Annotated in this window: 14 protein-coding genes; 6 read left to right on the forward strand and 8 right to left on the reverse strand. The window is 67.7% G+C overall.

Features of this window, described 5'->3' with window-relative positions:
• Positions 1 to 308: 308 nt before the first annotated feature.
• The gene (gene ltrA / locus ACH4J0_RS40930) at positions 309 to 1,493 is read left to right on the forward strand and encodes a group II intron reverse transcriptase/maturase (RefSeq protein ID WP_396246286.1); all 1,185 of its coding nucleotides are present in this window, start codon (positions 309 to 311) and stop codon (positions 1,491 to 1,493) included.
• 462 nt (positions 1,494 to 1,955) lie between these two features.
• Here the strand turns inward: ltrA and ACH4J0_RS40935 are convergent, their stop codons facing one another.
• The gene (locus tag ACH4J0_RS40935) at positions 1,956 to 2,486 is read right to left on the reverse strand and encodes an Imm1 family immunity protein (protein ID WP_396246287.1); all 531 of its coding nucleotides are present in this window, start codon (positions 2,484 to 2,486) and stop codon (positions 1,956 to 1,958) included.
• Positions 2,437 to 6,657, reverse strand: a complete 4,221-nt coding sequence (locus ACH4J0_RS40940; RefSeq protein WP_396246288.1) for a polymorphic toxin-type HINT domain-containing protein — start codon at positions 6,655 to 6,657, stop codon at positions 2,437 to 2,439. Before ACH4J0_RS40940 ends, ACH4J0_RS40935 begins: the two co-directional genes overlap by 50 nt.
• 461 nt (positions 6,658 to 7,118) lie before the next feature.
• Between ACH4J0_RS40940 and ACH4J0_RS40945 the strand changes: the two genes are divergently transcribed.
• The 5 genes from ACH4J0_RS40945 to ACH4J0_RS40965 all read left to right on the forward strand — a co-directional run bounded on the left by ACH4J0_RS40945 (position 7,119) and on the right by ACH4J0_RS40965 (position 13,624).
• Positions 7,119 to 7,604 carry a hypothetical protein gene (locus tag ACH4J0_RS40945; protein ID WP_396246289.1) on the forward strand — a complete coding sequence of 162 codons (486 nt, stop codon included), beginning with the start codon at positions 7,119 to 7,121 and terminating at the stop codon, positions 7,602 to 7,604.
• A 70-nt stretch (positions 7,605 to 7,674) separates the two neighbouring features.
• Positions 7,675 to 8,172: a hypothetical protein gene (locus ACH4J0_RS40950; protein WP_396246290.1), complete on the forward strand. Its 498-nt coding sequence runs from the start codon at positions 7,675 to 7,677 to the stop codon at positions 8,170 to 8,172.
• A gap of 112 nt (positions 8,173 to 8,284) precedes the next feature.
• A complete protein-coding gene (locus ACH4J0_RS40955; RefSeq protein WP_396246291.1) occupies positions 8,285 to 9,799 on the forward strand; it encodes a trypsin-like serine protease in 1,515 nt (504 codons plus the stop codon).
• Positions 9,800 to 9,899: 100 nt separating this feature from the next.
• The gene (locus ACH4J0_RS40960; protein ID WP_396246292.1) at positions 9,900 to 11,546 is read left to right on the forward strand and encodes a trypsin-like serine protease; all 1,647 of its coding nucleotides are present in this window, start codon (positions 9,900 to 9,902) and stop codon (positions 11,544 to 11,546) included.
• Positions 11,547 to 11,821: 275 nt separating this feature from the next.
• Positions 11,822 to 13,624 carry a trypsin-like serine protease gene (locus tag ACH4J0_RS40965; protein ID WP_396246293.1) on the forward strand — a complete coding sequence of 601 codons (1,803 nt, stop codon included), beginning with the start codon at positions 11,822 to 11,824 and terminating at the stop codon, positions 13,622 to 13,624.
• A 113-nt stretch (positions 13,625 to 13,737) separates the two neighbouring features.
• Here ACH4J0_RS40965 and ACH4J0_RS40970 read toward each other — a convergent pair whose 3' ends face one another.
• The 6 genes from ACH4J0_RS40970 to ACH4J0_RS40995 all read right to left on the reverse strand — a co-directional run bounded on the left by ACH4J0_RS40970 (position 13,738) and on the right by ACH4J0_RS40995 (position 17,413).
• Positions 13,738 to 13,893, reverse strand: a complete 156-nt coding sequence (locus tag ACH4J0_RS40970; protein WP_396246294.1) for a hypothetical protein — start codon at positions 13,891 to 13,893, stop codon at positions 13,738 to 13,740.
• A gap of 134 nt (positions 13,894 to 14,027) precedes the next feature.
• Complete coding sequence (locus tag ACH4J0_RS40975; RefSeq protein WP_396246295.1) at positions 14,028 to 14,462, reverse strand: ATP-binding protein; 435 nt, start codon at positions 14,460 to 14,462, stop codon at positions 14,028 to 14,030.
• A gap of 261 nt (positions 14,463 to 14,723) precedes the next feature.
• A complete protein-coding gene (locus ACH4J0_RS40980) occupies positions 14,724 to 15,572 on the reverse strand; it encodes a helix-turn-helix domain-containing protein (protein WP_396246296.1) in 849 nt (282 codons plus the stop codon).
• Positions 15,573 to 15,597: 25 nt separating this feature from the next.
• Positions 15,598 to 16,122, reverse strand: coding sequence for a DUF6879 family protein (locus ACH4J0_RS40985; protein ID WP_396246297.1), 525 nt, complete (start codon positions 16,120 to 16,122; stop codon positions 15,598 to 15,600).
• Positions 16,097 to 16,360 (reverse strand): hypothetical protein, encoded by a 264-nt coding sequence (locus ACH4J0_RS40990; RefSeq protein WP_396246298.1) that lies wholly within the window; start codon positions 16,358 to 16,360, stop codon positions 16,097 to 16,099. Before ACH4J0_RS40990 ends, ACH4J0_RS40985 begins: the two co-directional genes overlap by 26 nt.
• Positions 16,361 to 16,855: 495 nt before the next feature.
• Positions 16,856 to 17,413 carry an SMI1/KNR4 family protein gene (locus tag ACH4J0_RS40995; RefSeq protein ID WP_396246299.1) on the reverse strand — a complete coding sequence of 186 codons (558 nt, stop codon included), beginning with the start codon at positions 17,411 to 17,413 and terminating at the stop codon, positions 16,856 to 16,858.
• Between the last annotated feature and the right edge of the window lie 534 nt (positions 17,414 to 17,947).

Consider the following 17,947-nt stretch of genomic DNA (forward strand, 5'->3'; position numbering starts at 1 on the left):
AGTCCGGGATAAGTCTGGCGGGAGCCCGCGTATTGGCCAGGCGGTGTCCGGCATGGAGGTGGCGTGATCCTGGTCTGCTGCTCTTGCATGGAACGTGGGAAGGCACGTCCCGACACCGCCGCCGGGAACGGCGGCAAGAGGGAGCACCCCAAGCGGCTGAACCGCAAGGGGCTGAGTACCGTCGCGGGGCGTGTTGGCGGACCGGTCCGTAGTAGTGACGAAGCCTCTGTAACGGGGGTGGAGCGAAGGGGCCGGGTCATCCGTGGCTATGTGTGTCTGGTCAACCGGATGTTCTCCGGGAGGAGCCGATGGACAAGCTGAAGTCACCGGCCAAGTCGTTTGATATCTCGAAGTGGGAAGTTCTGGAGGCGTATCGGGAGGTCAGGAGAAACCAGGGAGCACCAGGTGTGGACGGGCAGTCAATCGACGACTTCGAAAAGGATCTCAAGGGGAACCTCTACAAGATCCGGAATCGGATGTCGTCTGGGACGTACTTTCCACCTCCGGTGCGAGCGGTGGAGATTCCCAAGCAGCACGGCGGCGGCACAAGAATGCTCGGCATTCCCACCGTCGCTGACCGCGTTGCTCAGACCGTGGTGGCACGACATCTCATGAGACGGGTGGATCCTGCGTTCCATCCGGACTCTTACGGATATCGACCCAACCGGTCCGCTCTTGACGCTGTGGAGGCCTGCCGGCAACGGTGCTGGAAGAAGGACTGGGTCATTGATCTGGACATCCAGAAGTTCTTCGACACCGTCCGCTGGGACCTCGTCGTCAAAGCCGTGGAAGCTCACACCGACGCCGTCTGGGTGAAGTTGTATGTTGAGCGATGGCTTCGCGCCCCGCTGCAACTACCCGACGGCACCTTGCGAAAGCGGGACCGGGGGACCCCACAAGGGTCGGCGGTCTCGCCCGTCCTCGCCAACCTGTTCATGCACTACGCGTTCGATCTCTGGCTCGCCCGGACATACCCGGGTGTCCAGTTCGAACGGTATGCCGATGACGCGGTTGTTCACTGTGTCAGCGAGCGCCAGGCCCGCGAGGTCCTGGCCGCCCTCGCGGACAGGTTGGAAGAGGTCGGGCTGCGGCTTCACCCCGACAAGACCCGGATCGTCTACTGCAAGGACGGCTACCGGCGCGGCTCGTACGAGCAAACGTCGTTCACCTTCCTGGGGTTCACGTTCCGGGCCCGTGGGGCGCGCAGCAGGAAGGGGAAGAACTTCACCGCCTTCCTGCGGGCGATCAGCGAGGACGCCCTGAAGAAGATCAGCACGGAGATCCGCTCCTGGCGGCTCCACCAGCAGATCAACCTCACCTTCTTCGACCTCGCGCGTCGGATCAACCCGATAGTGCGGGGCTGGATGCAGTACTACGGCGAGTTCTACCGCTCCGCTCTGCATCCCCTCCTTCACCGCATCAACGCCTACCTGATGCGGTGGATCCGCACGAAATACAAGCGACTACGGGCGTTCAAGAAGGCCCATGCGTGATCCGCCAGTACCCAAGGCTCTTCGCCCACTGGGTATGGACGCCCCGAGCCTGGCGATCAGGATGACAAGAGCGGAGTGACGGAAGACTGTCACGCTCCGTTCTGTGGGAGCCCGGGGGTGCGATTCCCCCGGGCGACCCGACCGACAGGAGACGGTCGCCCGCGCAGTTTACGCGGGCGACCGCGGCCTCTTCAACGGCCCTCGGAGCAGCCTTGGCGCCACTCACGGCCGGGTCCGCTCGTGAACACCTACGAGCCGGGACGCCTCTCTGTTGCAGTAGCCCTGCCGGACGAGCCGGAAGCGCTCGCCGCTGAGTCTCCCGGCCCCAGTCCATCACACACCTTGAACTGGGGTGTTGCGACGACTGTTAGAACCCAAGGGTGCTGGCGAGGGCTCCGGTCCTTGATCGATATCCCCTCGCCTCGGGGGCTGGCAAAACTGATGGTAAGCGCGGCAACAATGTTAGGCAGTCAGATCCGAATCATCGGCGACGTACTGGTTTTTCCACGCAATACAGGCGGGACGCTGACCTCCCGTGACTAGGAATTCCCGCACAGCCTGGCGAACGAGATCGATAGAGATTTCAGTCTGGTCCCGAAACTGAGTCCAGTGCCCTGCGAGGTAGTACTCGGGAGATTCCCTAGAATCTGGAGGTCCAGCCGATACGAAGTTTCCACTGTGGTCGATGAAGAGTACAACTCCGACCTGAAGTTCCCTGTTCACTCCAACCTGGAAATCGTGATCTGGAACCGACGGAAAATCATAGCCAGAAATCTTCGGCTTCACGCGCTTCCGGGCCAGGTGAGTCAACTGGGCCATGTTCTGGTTTGCTGGTCCATTGAGGAGCGCGTCGATCAGGGCATCCACGTCATCGATCGAGTGTAGATGGCCCGGATTTTCCATCTGGTCCGACCTGTACCGGACTTCAGCAAGTGCAGACATTTCAACCACGTCCCCTGTGGGTGCCATATTGCTTCCGCTCCCAGCTGCCATCGGGCATTGGGAAGTAGACGGTAAGACCCTTCGGTTTGTTTGGATCTTTAAGGAGGAGGCCGTCAAGGACGGCGTTGCAGCCAAATTGCTGCATGCATGGTCCGCCGGGGTAGTTGATTACCAGTTCGGCGTCATCAATTCCGTCGAGGTGCATCTTGGCGACGAATTTTACCTCAAGGTCTGAGGCACGTCCAGACGCGGCACCCCAACCCTCCTTTGTCGCGGCCTTCACCCATGCGACCAGCTCAGCTTCCTCCCTTTCCCTGCCACTGGCAAGGTTGTTGTAGATTTTCTGGCCGACCCGCGCGAAGCCTGTAGTTTCACCGCTTCCCGGATATTTCCCGAGCCCGAGTTTTTGTGCGATCGGACCGATATTGTCGCGGGTGAACGGAGCGAAGCAGTCGATATTGTGAACGAGGACCGGGGCGTCGCCCGCCAGGACATAGTACGTATGGAGGTCCTGGACGGTCAGATTGAAGGCTGCTTCAAGGCCCTTGCGCTGCTTGGCCTCAGCCACAGTGGCTGTAGCCCCGTTAGGGGTGCGCAGGGTGTCGCCGTTATGAAGGTCAGCGGCGTCGACCCATTTCTTGCTCTTGTCGACCCAGAAGGGGTGGTGGTCGGTTGCTGTCAGATTTCCGTTGCTGCCGCCACTCTGAACCTGGAGATCGGTGAAGTCCCGGTCATCCGGCGTATAGATGACTGCGTCGACTGCCCGTGCCGCAGTCTCACCCGTGAGCGGGTTAGTAGCGAGAACGCTATCGCCGACCGTGACTTGCTCAATCGGCTTGCGGCTGCCGTCGCTCATGAGGACGCGCGTGCCGGCGGGGAAGCTGTTCTTATTGCCGAATTCGCAGACGCCTGCGATCTTGGAGTAGACCCGTTCGAGGAACTCGACGACCTTCTTGCCGACAGGGCCGGCCTTCTTTAGAAGCTCGCCGACCTTTTCGATGGCTTTCGCCTCGCCGAAGATGGGTATGGCACTGATGCAGGCGCTCTTAGCGTTCTCTGCATCGTTTTGGAGCATGTACAGGCCGCAGTTAAGAAGCTCCGCAGCAGAGGACCATCCGGGTGGTGCCACCGCGCCGACGAAGTCGAGCGCACCGTGGGCGATGGCTAGGAGGATGCCCCGGGTGTCGACCGGCTGGTAGTCACGGTAGGGGTCGTCGAGTTCCTTACGAATCTGTTCCTCGATGTCGCGCTTCCGCTGCTCGGCTTCCTGCTCCGCCTGCCGCTGGGCCGCGGCATCCTGAAGGAACTGCAGGTTGCTGGCGAGCATCTCTTCGGTGACGCGCTTCGCATCGGCAACACGGTCCTGGTACGCCTGGGCGGCCTTGGTTGATGCCAACGCTGCGGCGCCGGCATCCGTGTTGGCGGCCTCCCAGGAGGCACGGGCGTCCCTTGCGGCGCGGTAGGCCGAGACAGCCGCCCAGTTCGCCAAGCGGGCTGAGGACTGGGCCTTCTGAGCTGAGTACGCCGCGGAAGCGGCCTGACGACGCGCCGTCGTCTCCGCGTCGGTTGCTGCCTTTGCCGCTGACACGGCCTGGGATGCACTGGTCTCTGCGGCTTTGGCCTTTTCCTGGGCCTGAGTGGCGAGAGCATTGGCCCTGCTAGCCGCGTCCTTTGCGGACGCAGCTGCGGAGTTCGCATCGGCGGTGGCACCGGCAGCGACAGCTGCTGCCTGGGCGGCTTCGGCCGCTGCCTGCTGGGCGAGCGCACTAGCGGCGTCACCTTCGAGCAGCATGCGCTCGATCTCAGCCTTGTGCGTGGCGGCGAGGGCATCCTTGCGCTTGGCAGCGTACTGCCCGGTCGCGAGGAAGACCTTCAGCTGCTGAGGGGAACCTTGAAGAGCCACCCGAGCGGCGGCCTCCAGCTCGGGCCCCGCTCCGTTGCGCAGTTGAGCTGCCTGAAGAATGTCGTCGCTGGCCTGGGCCTCGGCATTGCCGGTGGTGAGGAAGTCATGCAAAGCCTGCGGGGTGCCAGCGTTGATAGCGGCACGGGCGGCCTCGTCAACCTTGCTGCCAGATCCATTGCGGGCCTGGGCGACAGCTAGGCGGTAGTCGGAGGCAGCGGCCTCGTACTGGCCGGTGGTGAGAAACGCGGTGATCGTGGTCGCGTCGCCCTTAGCCGCCTCGATGGCTGCGGCACGGACTGCGGCGATCTCGGACTTCACCGCGAGGTTGTTGACGCGTTCGCGCTCGTCCTGTTCGAGGGCCTGGCGGCGGCCGGTCGTGACGTAATCGAGAACGGCCTGGTCCGAGCCGGAGAGCGCGGCGGCCGCAGCTTCCCTCTCCCATGGGCCGCCGGCGATCTGCATAGACAGGAGAGCGAGCTTCCGGCCGTCGGTGACAATGGCGGCGGTACTCGAGCCGGGCTGGGCCACAGACGCAGCAAGGCGGTCGGCTTCGTCCTTAAGGGCGCGCAGCTTCTGGATGCCTTCGCCGACCTGGTTGCGGTCGTCGTCGTAGGCGGCCTTGGCATCACTGGCCTTCTCGACGGCGGCGGAGGTGCGGGCGGTGAGGTCCTCCGCTTCCGCGCGGTCTGCCAGGTCCCGAACCTTCCTGGCTTCGGCGACGGCATCCGCCGTGGTCTTCGCTGCGTCGGCGGCAGCGGTGGCGTTCGCCTTCGAGGCCGCGGTGGCGGTGGCACTATCCCCGGCGTGTTGAGCGGCCTCGTTGGCGGCCTGGGCCGCAGCAGTCGCATGAGCGGTGGCGGAGGACATGAGCGCCTTGGCGTCCGTGACCGCCTGCTTGGCGTCCTGAACGAGGCTCCTGGCGGCGGCCGCAGCGCGGCTGGCCTCCTGGGCGTGCCGGGTGGTGGACGCGGCGGCCTGCTTGGCGCGGGCCGACTGAGCGGAGGCTCCGGCGGCACCGGTACCTGCCTGGTTCGCAGACGCGGCGGCGGCACGGGCGTTGGCACCGGCGCTATCGGCCGCCGCGGCGGCCTTGTCGGCTTCGCCCAGCGAGACCTGGGCCAGCCCGAAAGCGCCGGTGGGGTGCGCCGGATCCTTTTCGGGCTCGCCGATGCCGGTGCCGTCGTCTCCGGTCCAGGTGGATGCCTGTGCGGCGGCCGAGGCAGCTTCCGCCGCCTCCCGCGCCTCCTTCGCCCGGCCCCGGTCGCCAGCCGCAGCCGCAGCTGCACCGCGGGCGCGCGCGGCGGCCTGGGACGCTACTGCGGCGGCCGTGGCCGCCTGGGCGGCGGCGCTGGCCGCCGTTCGGGCAGCGTTGGTCGCCGCCTTCGCAGCTTCGATCGCCACCTGCGCGGCTTCGCCGGCGCGGGCAGCGGCCTGGGCGGCACGATCCGCAGCCGCACCGGCCGCCTCGGTGTCGTTCTGCGCCGCTTGAGTCTCGGCCGCCGCCGTGGCCGCCGCCTGCTTAGCAAGCTCCGACGACGCGACCGCCTTCGCCGAAGCCACCTTGGCCGCCTCAGTCTCCCGAACGGCCTGCGCAGCAGCTTCCTTCGCTTGCTGCACCAGCTGGCTCACGCTAGTGCGCTCCGCATCCCGGGCACGGGCGACATGCTGGCCGACGTCCAGGAAGTCCCGAACATCTTCGATTGACCCGTTCAACGCCAGACGGGCGGCCGCCTGCGTGTTCGGCCCGCCCGTGCTGAGGATCTGAACAAGCCGGACCCTGTCGTCGGCTTCCCGCGCCGCGTACTGGCCCTCATTCAGAAACGTACGGATGTCATCAATCGACCCATTGATCGCTGCCCGACCGGCCTCCTGAACCCCGCGGCCCGCACCATTGCGAAGCTGGGCCGCCTGCAGACGCTGGTCAGACTCCAGCGGCGCCTGCCACCCCGTGTCGAGGAAGGTCTGGAGATCCTGAGGCGTTCCGGCCAGTGCCTTGGCTGCCGCGTCACGGACCGCCGAGCCACCGAGATCATGGATCTGCGTGGCACTAAGCCGGTCATCCTCCAACTGCGCGGACTTGATGCCAGCATCGAGGAGCTTGCGAATGTCCGCGTCACTGCCGGTCAGCGCGGCCTCGGCTGCCGCCTTGACCGCCGGACCGCCCTCCTTCCAGAGGTCGACGACCCGACCACGGTCTGTCAACACGACCTGCACCGCCGCAGTCGGGGCCGAGGTCGGTTCCGGACCTTCTGCGGCGAAGGCCGGTGCTGCGCCCAGCACACCAGCCACGAGCGTCAGAGGAAGCAGGCGCAGGCTCACCCGCCATGGGACAGACTGCCACTGCCACCTCCCGCACCCCGCTATTTCCGATTTTCTGTCCACCAACAGCCTCTCATATTCCTATGCGCAGTCAATTTGACTCCCGCCGGAGCCTATACGGCTGTCGTGACAGATAGACAACCGGCGCTGTGATGCATCGGACCGTCGACAACACCGAAGCAGACATATATGGAGATCGAGGACCAAAGCCCGTTAGAGAGACATCTACTGGCAAGAGCTCAGGATTGCGCTAACCGCTGGACCGTCGATGTCAGCGCGCCTGTGTAGCGTGCCGAAGCGACACTGGACAACCGCCACGACAAGGGAATCCATGACCTAGACTTTGGTCGCAAATTACTGACACCAGGTCGGAAACCCTTCCATGCTCGCGGCATGTCTGTCTGCGAGCGTGCCCAAACCTTGCCGTACCTGCGTCTACCCGACACCAGAGGAGAAGACCCATGAGGAAGAACCTGCGCAGATGGGTCATAGCCATTGCCGGCGCCGTAACAGCAGCGGCTCTCGGCAGCACCGCCGTCGCCGCAACCGATCCAGCCCCCGCAGACAGCACCCCTCCCCCACCGGCCGTCGAGGACTTCACGTATCCCCTCGACTCGCCCTACCCCGTGCTGAAGCTGCTGCGGGGCGACGGCCACATCATGCTGGCCGACTGCCACACCGTCACTCAGATCCAGATTTGGAGCCGTGCCCTACCGCAGAGCACCGGCGAGCAGATCTGTTTCCGCGTCAGCGGCGCCACTGGCTACCTTGCTCTCCAGCTCCCCGAGACAACGATCATCCAGACCGCCGACCGCTCGGTACAGGCAAGCCTGACCACCGACGGCGCAACCACACCAGTCAGCATCCCGAAGAACACCATGCAGAACGTGGGAGAGGCGCTTGGCCTCAAGCCGACGACCCTCGTCGAACTGCGCATCACCGGCTGACAACTGCCGCTCCCAACCACCGTCGCTCCAGGGAGCGGCATCGGACCCGAACAAGACTCTAAGGACCCGGATGAGAATCCGAATACTCGGACTGCTCATGGCCCTCGCCGCAACGATCGGTCTCACGGCCGGTGCGGCCGTGCTCGCCATGGCCGACACCCCGGCCACGCCGCCCCCAGCGGAGGCCAACGACTCCACGCCGCCAGTGGCTGTCGAAGACTTCGCCTACCCCGGCGCCTCCTCCATCACCAAGGTCAAGCTCATTCGCGGCGACAGCGGTGTCCAGCTGGCCGACTGCTCCAAGCCCTCGCAGATACAGCTGTGGACCCGCGCACCCGGCAACCCTGACAACCGGATCTGCTTCACTGCTCCGTCCTCGGCCGGCTTCCTCACCCTCGAACTACCGGACGTGTTCGCCGTACAGACCTCCGGCCGTTCGGTGAGGGTCGCCCTCACAGCTGCTGGCGCCTCCCAGAGCACAGACGTGCCCAAGGACGGCTTCACGGGTGTGGGTGAAGGTCTGGGCCAGGCCCCGACCACTGTCGTCGAACTGCGCGTCACGGGCTGAGCCCGGTCACGGGCAGATCTGCTGACAGAAAGACATAAGGATGCTTCACATCGCTTCTCCCAGCGTTCGACGGCGGGCAGATGTACTGGCGGCGGCTGTGGCCACTGGGGTGTTGGCAACGTTCGTCGCTCCACAGGCCAGGGCCGCAGTCGGCGATGCGGCCTCCGACGGCTCCTACGCCGCCACGGCGCGTCTGGTGATCGGTGACAGCCTGCGTGCCTGCACCGGCACGCTGGTCGACCAGTACTGGGTGCTCACCGCCGCGTCCTGCTTCGCCGACGACCCGGCGCAGCCGTTGGCGCTGGCTGCTGGCGCACCGAAGTGGAAAACCAGCGCCACCGTGGGGGGGATGTCTGCCGAGGTCGCCGAGCTGGTGCCGCGCCAGGACCGCGACCTCGTGATGGCGCGCCTGGCCACCCCGGTCGGGGGCATCACCCCCCTGGCGGTCGCGACCACGGCCCCCGGCGCCGGGCAGACCCTGCGCGTGGCCGGCTACGGGCGGACGAAGGACGAGTGGGTGCCGAACAAGCTCCACACCGGTGCCTTCACCGTCGATACCGTCAACCCGACCGTGCTCGGCATCACTGGCACCAGCGGCGCCGCGGTCTGCAAGGGCGACACCGGCGCCCCCGCGATCCGCGAGACGAACGGCAAAGCCGAACTCGTCGCCGTCGCCTCCCGCTCCTGGCAGGGCGGCTGCCTCGGCACCCCGGCCGTCGAAACCCGCACCGGTGCCACCAGCACCCGCGTCGACGACCTCGCCGGGTGGGTGCAGCAGGTGAGGGCCTCCCGCCCGGACAGCCGGCTGTTCGCGGTCGGCGGTGACAACCGGATCTGGACCAACCAGGGCTCCTACAGCACGAACGTGTGGGGCACCTTCGACGCCGTGCCGAACAACAGCGGCATCCGGCAGGTCAGCGCCGTCACCATGGGCACCACCACCCGCCTGTTCGTCGTCGGCGGCGACCAGCGCATCTGGACGTCGAGCAACGACGGGGCGAACGGCTCCTGGAGCCAGTTCCAGGCCCTGCCCGATGCGGCCGGTGTGCAGCAGGTGACCGCCGTCGCCATGGGCGACAAGGTCCGCGTGTTCGCCGTCGGCTCGGACCAGAAGATCTGGACCTCCACGGGCGACTACACCGCCGGCAAGTGGAGCACGTTCCAGGCCCTGCCCAGCAGCGGCATCAAGCAGGTGACCGCCACCGCCGTCAGCAACACCGTGCGCCTGTTCGCCATCGGCGGCGACCAGCGGATCTGGACCACCACCGGCGACTACACCGCCGGCACCTGGAGCACGTTCCAAGCCATCCCCAGCAGCGCCATCCAGCACATCACCGCCACCACCATCGGCAACACCGTGCGCCTGTTCGCCGTCGGCGGCGACCAGCGCATCTGGACCACCGACAGCACCACCGGCGGACCCTGGACCACCTTCGACCCCGTGCCCAACGCCGCCGGCGTCAAGCAGGTCGCCGCCACCACCATCGGCGACACCATCCGTCTGTTCGCCATCGGCGCCGACGACCAGATCTGGACCGCCGACAAGAAGGCCGACGGCAGCTGGACCACCTTCTACGCCGTCACCAGCAGCGCCATCCAGAGCATCACCGCCACCCCCGCCGGCTGACACCACGCCCAGTACCGACACCCCCGTCGAGCTCGGCCGCCCAACAGGTGCCGAGCCTGACCGGGCGTGTCACCATCCGACATCCCAGGAGCACCTTTCCATGTCCCGCAAGTCCTCATCCAGTTCCTGGCGGGCGGGTGTGCTGGTGGCAGCCATCGCCGCCAGCACACTGACCACGTCCACCTCCACTCCGGCCGGAGCTGTCCCCGGCGACCCGGTCGCCAACGACGCCTACACCGCTACCGAGCGCCTGCGCATCGGCGACAACCTGCGTGCCTGCACCGGCGCCCTCGTGGACCGCAACTGGGTACTCACCGCGGCCTCCTGCTTCGCTGACGACCCCTCCCAGCCCGGCAGCCTGCCCAACGGCGCACCGAAGTGGAAGACCACCGCCGCCATCGCCGGCAAGAACGCCGAGGTCGCCGAGCTGGTGCCACGCCAGGACCGCGACCTCGTCATGGCACGCCTTGCCACGCCCGTTGACGGCGTTACCCCGCTCGCCGTCGCCACCACCACCCCCACCACAGGCGAGAAACTGCGGGTACCAGGCTACGGGCGCACCAAGGACGAGTGGGTGCCGGACAGACTGCACTCGGGCGCGTTCACGCTGGACTCGGCCGACTCGAAGTCCGTCGCCCTCACGGGCACTGGTGGTGCGGTGGTCTGCAAGGGCGACACCGGCGCCCCCGCCATCCGCGAGACGAACGGCAGAGCCGAACTCGTCGCCGTCGCCTCCCGCTCCTGGCAGGGCGGCTGCCTGGGCACCCCTGCCACCGAGACGCGCACCGGTGCCACCGGTGGCCGTGTCGACGATCTGGCTGGTTGGGTACAGCAGATTCGGGCGAAGGCCATGGGCTGGAAGACCCAGACCTTGGTCCGCAGCGACGCCAATCTCTATTTCGCGTCCCGTCTCTACGACGGTTCGTGGACTCCGTATGAGGACGTTCAGGCGACGGCCGGCAACATCGGCGGAGTACGCGCCGTGGCCTCGGCTGGCGTCGACACCGCCACCCACATCATCGCTCTTGGCGGCGACGGACACCTGCACTACGCCATCCGGAACCTGGACGGCAGTTGGGCCCAGCGCTTCGTCGACCTCAACGTCGCGCTCAACGACCTCGGCAACATCACTCAGGTCGCCGTCGCGTCCGTCGGCAACGATCTGCACGTCGCCATTGTCGCCAACGACATCCTGTTCCACACAGTACGCAACGGCGCCGGCGAGTGGAGTGCCTTCGGTGTCGTCACCGATGTCGTCGGCCCGCTCAAGGGCATCACTTCCATCTCCGCTGCGGGCACCGCGGGTGGCGAACTGCACATCGCCGCCGTGTCCGGCGGACGGATTTACCACACCCTGCGCAAGGCGACTGGAACATGGAGCGGTTGGGGGGCCGTCGCGCAGGCCGCCGGCGCGACTGCGCCGGTGACCGCGGTCGCCGTCTCCCGCCAGAACAACGACCTGAACCTCGCCCTCGTCGCTAGCGACGGCCAATACCACACCATGCGCTGGGCTAACGGTAGCTGGCAGCCTATGGCCTCCCTCGCCGGCGTCATCGGAAACGTCACCGGCACCAGCATCAGCGCCAGCCCCGTTGATAGCGACGCAGTGTTCGCGGTGACCACCATGGACAACAAGGTCCTGCTGACCGCCCGCCACAGCGATGGCACCTGGGCCGCGCCCGAGAGCCTCGACCTCACTGCCATCCCCGGAAACCACACCGGAACCGTGATCACCGGCACCCTCTGACCACCGCGGCTCCAAGAGGCCCGGCGGGTGCGGTTCTTCCGGCCAGCCCTCTTGGCCTGCCTTCACGAGCTGCTGACTCGATCAGCTGTGCCCGACCTGTCGCTGACTCGGCTCTGCGCAGCTCCCTGCGGCGGGCCTGCCCGTCGGCACCGACGGTGGTGACGACGAGGACCCAAGCCGCGAAGCCCCAGGACTGGCCCCGTCCACGGTGCCGGGCTGCGCGTCACCAGGCTGGCTCACCCCATATCCTCCTTATCCGACAGGAACTCCAAGCAATGACCCACCAGCTTTCGTCCCGCTCCTGGCGTACCGGTCTGCTCGCCGTCGCCACGGCCACCGGCGCGTTGACCACACTCACTGCCACCCCGGCCGGTGCCGTGGCCGGCGAGCCGTCGACCGATGCCGCCTACACCGCCACCGTGCGTCTGGTCATCGGCGACAACTTCCGTGCCTGTACCGGTGCCCTCGTGGACCGGTACTGGGTGCTCACCGCTGCGTCCTGCTTCACTGACGACCCCGCCCAGCCCCAGACGCTGGCCACCGGTGCTCCGAAGTGGAAGACCACCGCCACCGTCGGCGGCAAGGCCGCCGACGTCGCCGAGCTGGTGGCCCGCCAGGACCGCGACCTCGTCATGGCCCGCCTGGCCACCCCCGTCACCAACATCACGCCCCTTCCCGTCGCCACCACCGCACCCAGCGCCGGACAGAGCCTGCGGGTGAACGGCTACGGGCGCACCAAGGACGAGTGGGTGCCGGACAAGCCCCACACCGGCGCCTTCACGCTCGACACTGTGAGCGCCGGTGGGCTCGGCATCACGGGCGCGGGAGGCGCCGCGGTCTGCAAGGGCGACACCGGCGCCCCCGCCGTCCGCGAGACGAACGGAAGGGCCGAGCTCGTCGCTGTGGCCTCACGTTCCTGGCAGGGCGGCTGCCTCGGGGCCCCTGCCACCGAAACCCGCACTGGCGCCTACAGCGCGCGCGTCGACGATCTGGCCGGGTGGGTCCAGCAGACCGTGTCCGCGTGGGGCGTCAAGGTCGACTACTCCTCGGCGGTCGTGAACTCCGTCTACAACCCCGACACCAGGACCGCCGAGATCTTCGCCCTGGGCACCGACGGCGTCCTCGCCCACAACTCCAAGACCGAGAACCAGGACTGGAGCGGATGGTCGACCCTGGAGAAGTGGCAGTTCACCGGAATCCCCTCCACCATCTACAACCCCGCCACCAAGACCCTCGAACTCTTCGCCGTCGGCAAGGACGGCAAGCTCTGCCGCAACCACTGGGACCCAGCAGCCAAGAAGTGGATGGGCTGGGCCGCCCTGCCCGGCATCTCGAACCTCAAGGCCAACCCCGTCGCCGTGTACAACCCCTCGAACCAGACCGCCGAGGTGTTCGCCCTGACCACCGACGGCTACATGACCCACTCCTACAGCACCAACGGCGCGCCGTGGGATGACGTCCGCCTGCACGGCGACTGGCAGTTCAACGGCACCCCCACCACCGTCTACAACGCGGCCACCGACGCCGTCGAACTCTTCGCGACCACCAGCCGTAACGAGCTCGGCCACAGGTACTGGGACAACAAGACCAAGTCCTGGAGCGACTGGGGCACCATCAGCGGACCTGCCGTGGCCGGCAGCCCCACCGCCGTCGTGAACCCCGCCAACAACAGCGCCGAGGTCTTCGTCACCACCACGAACGGCACGATGGCCCACTCCTACAGCCTCAACGGCGCCCGCTGGAGCGACGTCACCACCATGAGCCAGTGGCAGTTCAACGGCACCCCCACCGCCGTCTTCAACCCCGCCGCCAACGCCGTCGAACTCTTCGCCGTGCGCACGACCGGCGAGCTCGGCCACACCTACTGGGACAACAAGACCAAGACCTGGGCCGACTGGAGCTCCATCAGCGACTGGAAGTTCTCCGGCACCCCCTCCGTCACCTACAACGCCGACACCAACACCCTCGAACTTTTCGCCACCGGCACCAACGGCACGATGTCCCGCGCCACCTACACGAACAACAAGTGGCTTCCCTGGGAAACCATGCCCGGCTGGACCTTCGCCACCACCGGCTGACCCTGATCTGCCGGCATCCCGACAACGCCAGCAGTGAAGCCGGTGGAGGCGCATACTGCACCTCCACCGGCTCCATAGCGCGGCACCAAAAGTGGCCGGCTGCTCGGCGGGGGTCAGGCCAGCAGGCGCAGCAGGGCGGCGGTGGCCGCGATGAGTACCTCGGCCTCAGCGTGGGTGTAGGTGTGGTCCTTCGTGCTGGGGTCGGTGTGCATAGCGCCGCTCGCCTGGTCCTCGAGGGCGGACCGGACCAACGCCCAGCGTTCGTCCACGGTGATCTGGCCCTTGTCCTTCTTGCCCGGCCAGTTCCAGCCGCTTGCCGGGCGGTGTGGAACAGGCGTAGCCGCACGCCCTGGTCGGGGCGCTCGGCCGGTTCAACGACCGGGTTGCAGCTGGGCAACGGGCATCAGCTGGCTTCGGCGGAACGGGTTCGGAGATCGGCATGGACGGTCTTGCCGTAGGGCTCTGGGGTAGCACCCCAGTGACCGCCGGTGAGGTGGTGAACCAGGGCCATGCCGCGGCCGGACTCGGCGGCGGGCCCTGCGTCGATGAGGCAAGGCAGGACGCGGGAGCCGTCGCGGACGCTGATCCGCACGCAGCGGTCGGTGATGCGCTCGACGGAGACCGTCATCTTCCGCTGGCAGCCAGTCTTCGCGGCGTTGGCGACCAGCTCGCTGATGATGAGTTCGCCGGCCTCGACCAGGTCCTCCAGCCCCCACCCGCGCAGCGCGGTGCGCACCAGGCGACGGGCCGCCGAAGCGGCCTGCGGCTCGTACGGCAGCAGCGTCCTGGCACAGCTGGCGGCCGGGCGAGGTGTGGGGGTCTCGACAGCTGCGGTCACCGGGCACCTCGCGCCCGCCGGCTCCACTGCTGCGCGGACGCGGCCGGTGGGCGGTGGGTTATGGGGTGCGCGGCCACGGCGGTACTCCGCTCTCTCGTCGGCGGTGACGGCTGCGCCTACCCGACGGGGCAGGCGGGCGGGCGCAGCGGCCCCAGCTCGCCCGCCGGGGCCCGGGCGTCCGAGCCGTCACGGTGGGCGACGGATCGACGGTAGGGAGTGACCGGCCGGGCCCTCAACGCGTTTGCACGCGTTTGCAGGGATTCACCCGAGGGAGTCAGCGGCCCGGGTGATCAGGGCCCGCGCTTGCGCGCCGTGGACCGCGAAGTCCTTGAGCCGGTCGAAGGCCTGGCCGTAGAGCGCGAGTTCACTGGGCGTGGTGACGGTCACCTGGGCGGACAGCAGCTCCACCCCGGCCTCGGCGTCGTCGAAGATGTTGAACGTCTCCACCGGCCACATGGTGCGGGTCGCGGTGAAGGGGATGACGCCGAGCGAGACGGCCGGCAGCGCCATGGCGGCGAGCAGGTGCTCCAGTTGTTCGGCCATCGTCTCGACGGTGCCGAGGCGGTAGTAGAGGACGGACTCCTCCACCAGGATCGCGAAGCGGTGTTGGCCGGTGCGCACGACGCGGGAGCGGGCCAGGCGCGCTTTGACGGCGTCGGCGACGTCGTTGGGGGTGCGGCGGAAGTCGGCCACCGTGGCGAGCAGGGCGGTGGCGTACGCCTCGGTCTGCAGGACGCCTGGCACGACGCGGGAGGAGTAGGAGCGGAAGTGCCGGGTGCGTTCGTAGAGGGGCGCCGCGGATTCCTGGAGTCGGCGCAGGCCGGTGCGGGTGAGGCGGCGCCACTCGACGTACATGGAGTCCACGGCGCGGTTGGCGGCGATCAGGTCTGCGGCCTGGTCGTCGGCGTCGCAGACCCTGCACCACGTGCGGATGTCGGCGTCCGAGGGCGCGGTCTTGGCGTTGATGATGCGGGATGTCTTGGCGCCGTTCCAGCCGCACCGGGCGGCCAGCTCCTGGCCCTGGAGACCGGCGTCCTGCATGATCTCGCGCAGCCGCGCTGCGACGGCCAGGCGGGCTTCCTGGGCGCTGGAGGACGGTGAGGCGGGCACGGGGGCTGGTCGTCCGGTCCGGGCGTCAGACGGTGTACTGCTCGTGCGGGACGGCGCGCTCCCAGACGGCCTCGAACGCGTCTGCGCAGAGCTTGGCCACGGCAGGGTCCTCGCACATCTCCGGCCCGGCCGAGGCCCCGTCGCCGGTGAAGTGGTTGAAGCGCACGATCCTGCCGTCGAACAGCCAGAAGTCGTTCCCCGGCAGGGCAAGGTCGGAGGCGTGGCGGCGCGGCAGCCACCGGACCTGCTCGCCTGCCGCGAGGTTGACCACGGTGCCGGCGTGCTCGTAGCGGATGTATTCGGTGACCGGCTCGGAGACGATCCGGGCGCGGCGCACCACGACACCGCGGGCGACGGCGGACCGGATCATCGACACCCAACCGGACCAACCCACGCCCTCGGGATCGAGGTCCGGATGCACGCCGGTCCGCTGGAACTGCTCGAACTCCTCGGCTTCACCGGCGATGCCGTAGGAGTCGCGCATCTCCAGGTGCACCGCGGAGTGCTCGGCGCCGGCCAGTAGCTCAGAGAAGGCCGTCACGTTCGGCATCGTCCAACGCCTTCCTGATGACCTGTGCCATGCGCAGCGGGATGCGGGTCACGTTCTCGTGGTCAGGGGTACCGACGGAGTGCCCGGGCACCCACTCGGTCGTACCGATCTCCGTCAGGAGGTCCTCGCCGGGCTTGAGGCCCTGGACGACCAGCTCCCTCTTGGCGTCGTCCACCCACACCATCGGGCTCTCGTCCTTGCCGGTGTTGGGGTCCACCCCGGCGAACCGTAGCGTCATGATGCCCTCCCGTACCAAGTCGGTTGCGCGGCTTTGCACGACGTTCCACCTGCAGGTGACGGCGCGTCAAGAGCGCGCAGGCGCAGTCAGGCACCTGGTCACCCTGCCTTTCCCGGGGCTGCGGCTACCGGCCGGGGGTCCGGCACGGCTGGTTCCAGGTAGCGGTGGACTTCCTCAAGGCCGCAGACGCGCTCGACCACTAGGCTGCCGCTGGCCCGCTGGTGGCCCGACCTGCCCCGCCTGCGTCTGCAGGCTCCCGCCGGGGCTCCGGTGCTCGCCCACGACCTGGTGGTAGGCAACGAACAGGCCCACCTCGACGGCGCGACCGACACCTAGCCCTGGAGCATGCACTCCAGGCCTTGATGCCCGAGTGGGAGAAGTCCCCGCGCACACCGACTACGGCGCGCCGCTCGACCGCCCAGTGCCCGCCAGCCTCGGTCATCACCCTTCCACCGGCCACCCCGCACGGCTGACCCGCCGCAGCCGACGACGTCCTCACGGCGAGAGCGAGCGCCAGACCTCAGTCGCCATCGACCGGTCGATCAGCTCATCGGCATCCGGAAACTCGCCGGTCAGCACAGCGGCGAGGAACTCGGCCATCCCACCGTCGAAACGGACCCACTCGCTGATGCCGAAACGCCACACCACGACCGGCCACTGATCGGGCTCCCCGACCGAGGTGTCCCAGCAGAAGTAGTCGGAGGAGGTGTTGTTCGCCCAGGCGAGCAGACACCCCTTCGCCGGAAACGGCTCGTACGGGCGGCCGTCTATCCCGTCCCAGCCGTACCACTCCGCCAGCATCTCCCCGACGTCCTTGTTGAACTGGTGGAGGCCGTCGAACCTCCCCTCATCCGGAACTCCGGCCCTGAGCGACGGCGCCACTACCAGGAGATCACCCGAGTACTGGACACGGCCATACCGCTCCACAAACTCTCGGAAGTCCGAGGGAAGGCGAACGCCGAGCCGCTCGGCGGCCCCCTCCCAACGCACCTCGACGCGCTCACGGCCGGGAGCGCCCATAAGCTCCCCAAGACGACCAATATCACCAGTCATCTTTACACCTCCCTAGTCTCCGAACTGAACCACGGGCCTGACGCCCCCGGCCGAGTGGTTGCCCGGCAACGCCTACGGCGCCACCGAACAGACTCCGGCCAGGCCCGCGCCGGTGACGAAGGCGCGGGCGGCGCGGGCACGCCGAGGCGGCACAGCACAGGCGGAGCCGTGGAAGGGCTGCGCAGCCTGACCACCGAGGTCTCTTCTGAGGCTCGGCGCACCTCCTCCTGGACGGCGGCCTGACGGCCACCCACACCCGCCCCCGGCCCGATGCCAGGACAGCGCCAAGACGGCGGCGGGACCCGGACGGCGCCCGGACCGCGGCGAGGCGAACGCCGAGGCGGACACGGGACGGCCGCCTCCTGGCCGACCACCACGACCAGGAACAGCGACCCAAGCGACCCGCACAGCGGCGCGGACCGGCGGCCGCCCGGACGCCAGTGTCGGCGACGGGTGAAACGAGGACCACGGACGGCGGATCAAAAGCGGGTCACTGCGTGATCTCTTGATCATCCTGACTTCACTGGTACGGGA

Origin of the sequence: Kitasatospora sp. NPDC017646, from assembly GCF_044329365.1 — a bacterium.
Taxonomy (GTDB): Bacteria; Actinomycetota; Actinomycetes; order Streptomycetales; family Streptomycetaceae; genus Kitasatospora.

Bases quoted from the DNA above. Each gene is read 5' to 3' on its own strand.
- ACH4J0_RS40995 (WP_396246299.1), bottom strand. From the start codon at position 17,413: ATGACTGGTGATATTGGTCGTCTTGGGGAGCTTATGGGCGCTCCCGGC.
- ACH4J0_RS40965 (WP_396246293.1), top strand. From the start codon at position 11,822: ATGACCCACCAGCTTTCGTCCCGCTCCTGGCGTACCGGTCTGCTCGCC.
- ltrA (WP_396246286.1), top strand. From the start codon at position 309: ATGGACAAGCTGAAGTCACCGGCCAAGTCGTTTGATATCTCGAAGTGG.
- ACH4J0_RS40990 (WP_396246298.1), bottom strand. From the start codon at position 16,360: ATGACGCTACGGTTCGCCGGGGTGGACCCCAACACCGGCAAGGACGAG.
- ACH4J0_RS40985 (WP_396246297.1), bottom strand. From the start codon at position 16,122: ATGCCGAACGTGACGGCCTTCTCTGAGCTACTGGCCGGCGCCGAGCAC.
- ACH4J0_RS40945 (WP_396246289.1), top strand. From the start codon at position 7,119: ATGAGGAAGAACCTGCGCAGATGGGTCATAGCCATTGCCGGCGCCGTA.
- ACH4J0_RS40960 (WP_396246292.1), top strand. From the start codon at position 9,900: ATGTCCCGCAAGTCCTCATCCAGTTCCTGGCGGGCGGGTGTGCTGGTG.
- ACH4J0_RS40935 (WP_396246287.1), bottom strand. From the start codon at position 2,486: ATGGCAGCTGGGAGCGGAAGCAATATGGCACCCACAGGGGACGTGGTT.
- ACH4J0_RS40950 (WP_396246290.1), top strand. From the start codon at position 7,675: ATGAGAATCCGAATACTCGGACTGCTCATGGCCCTCGCCGCAACGATC.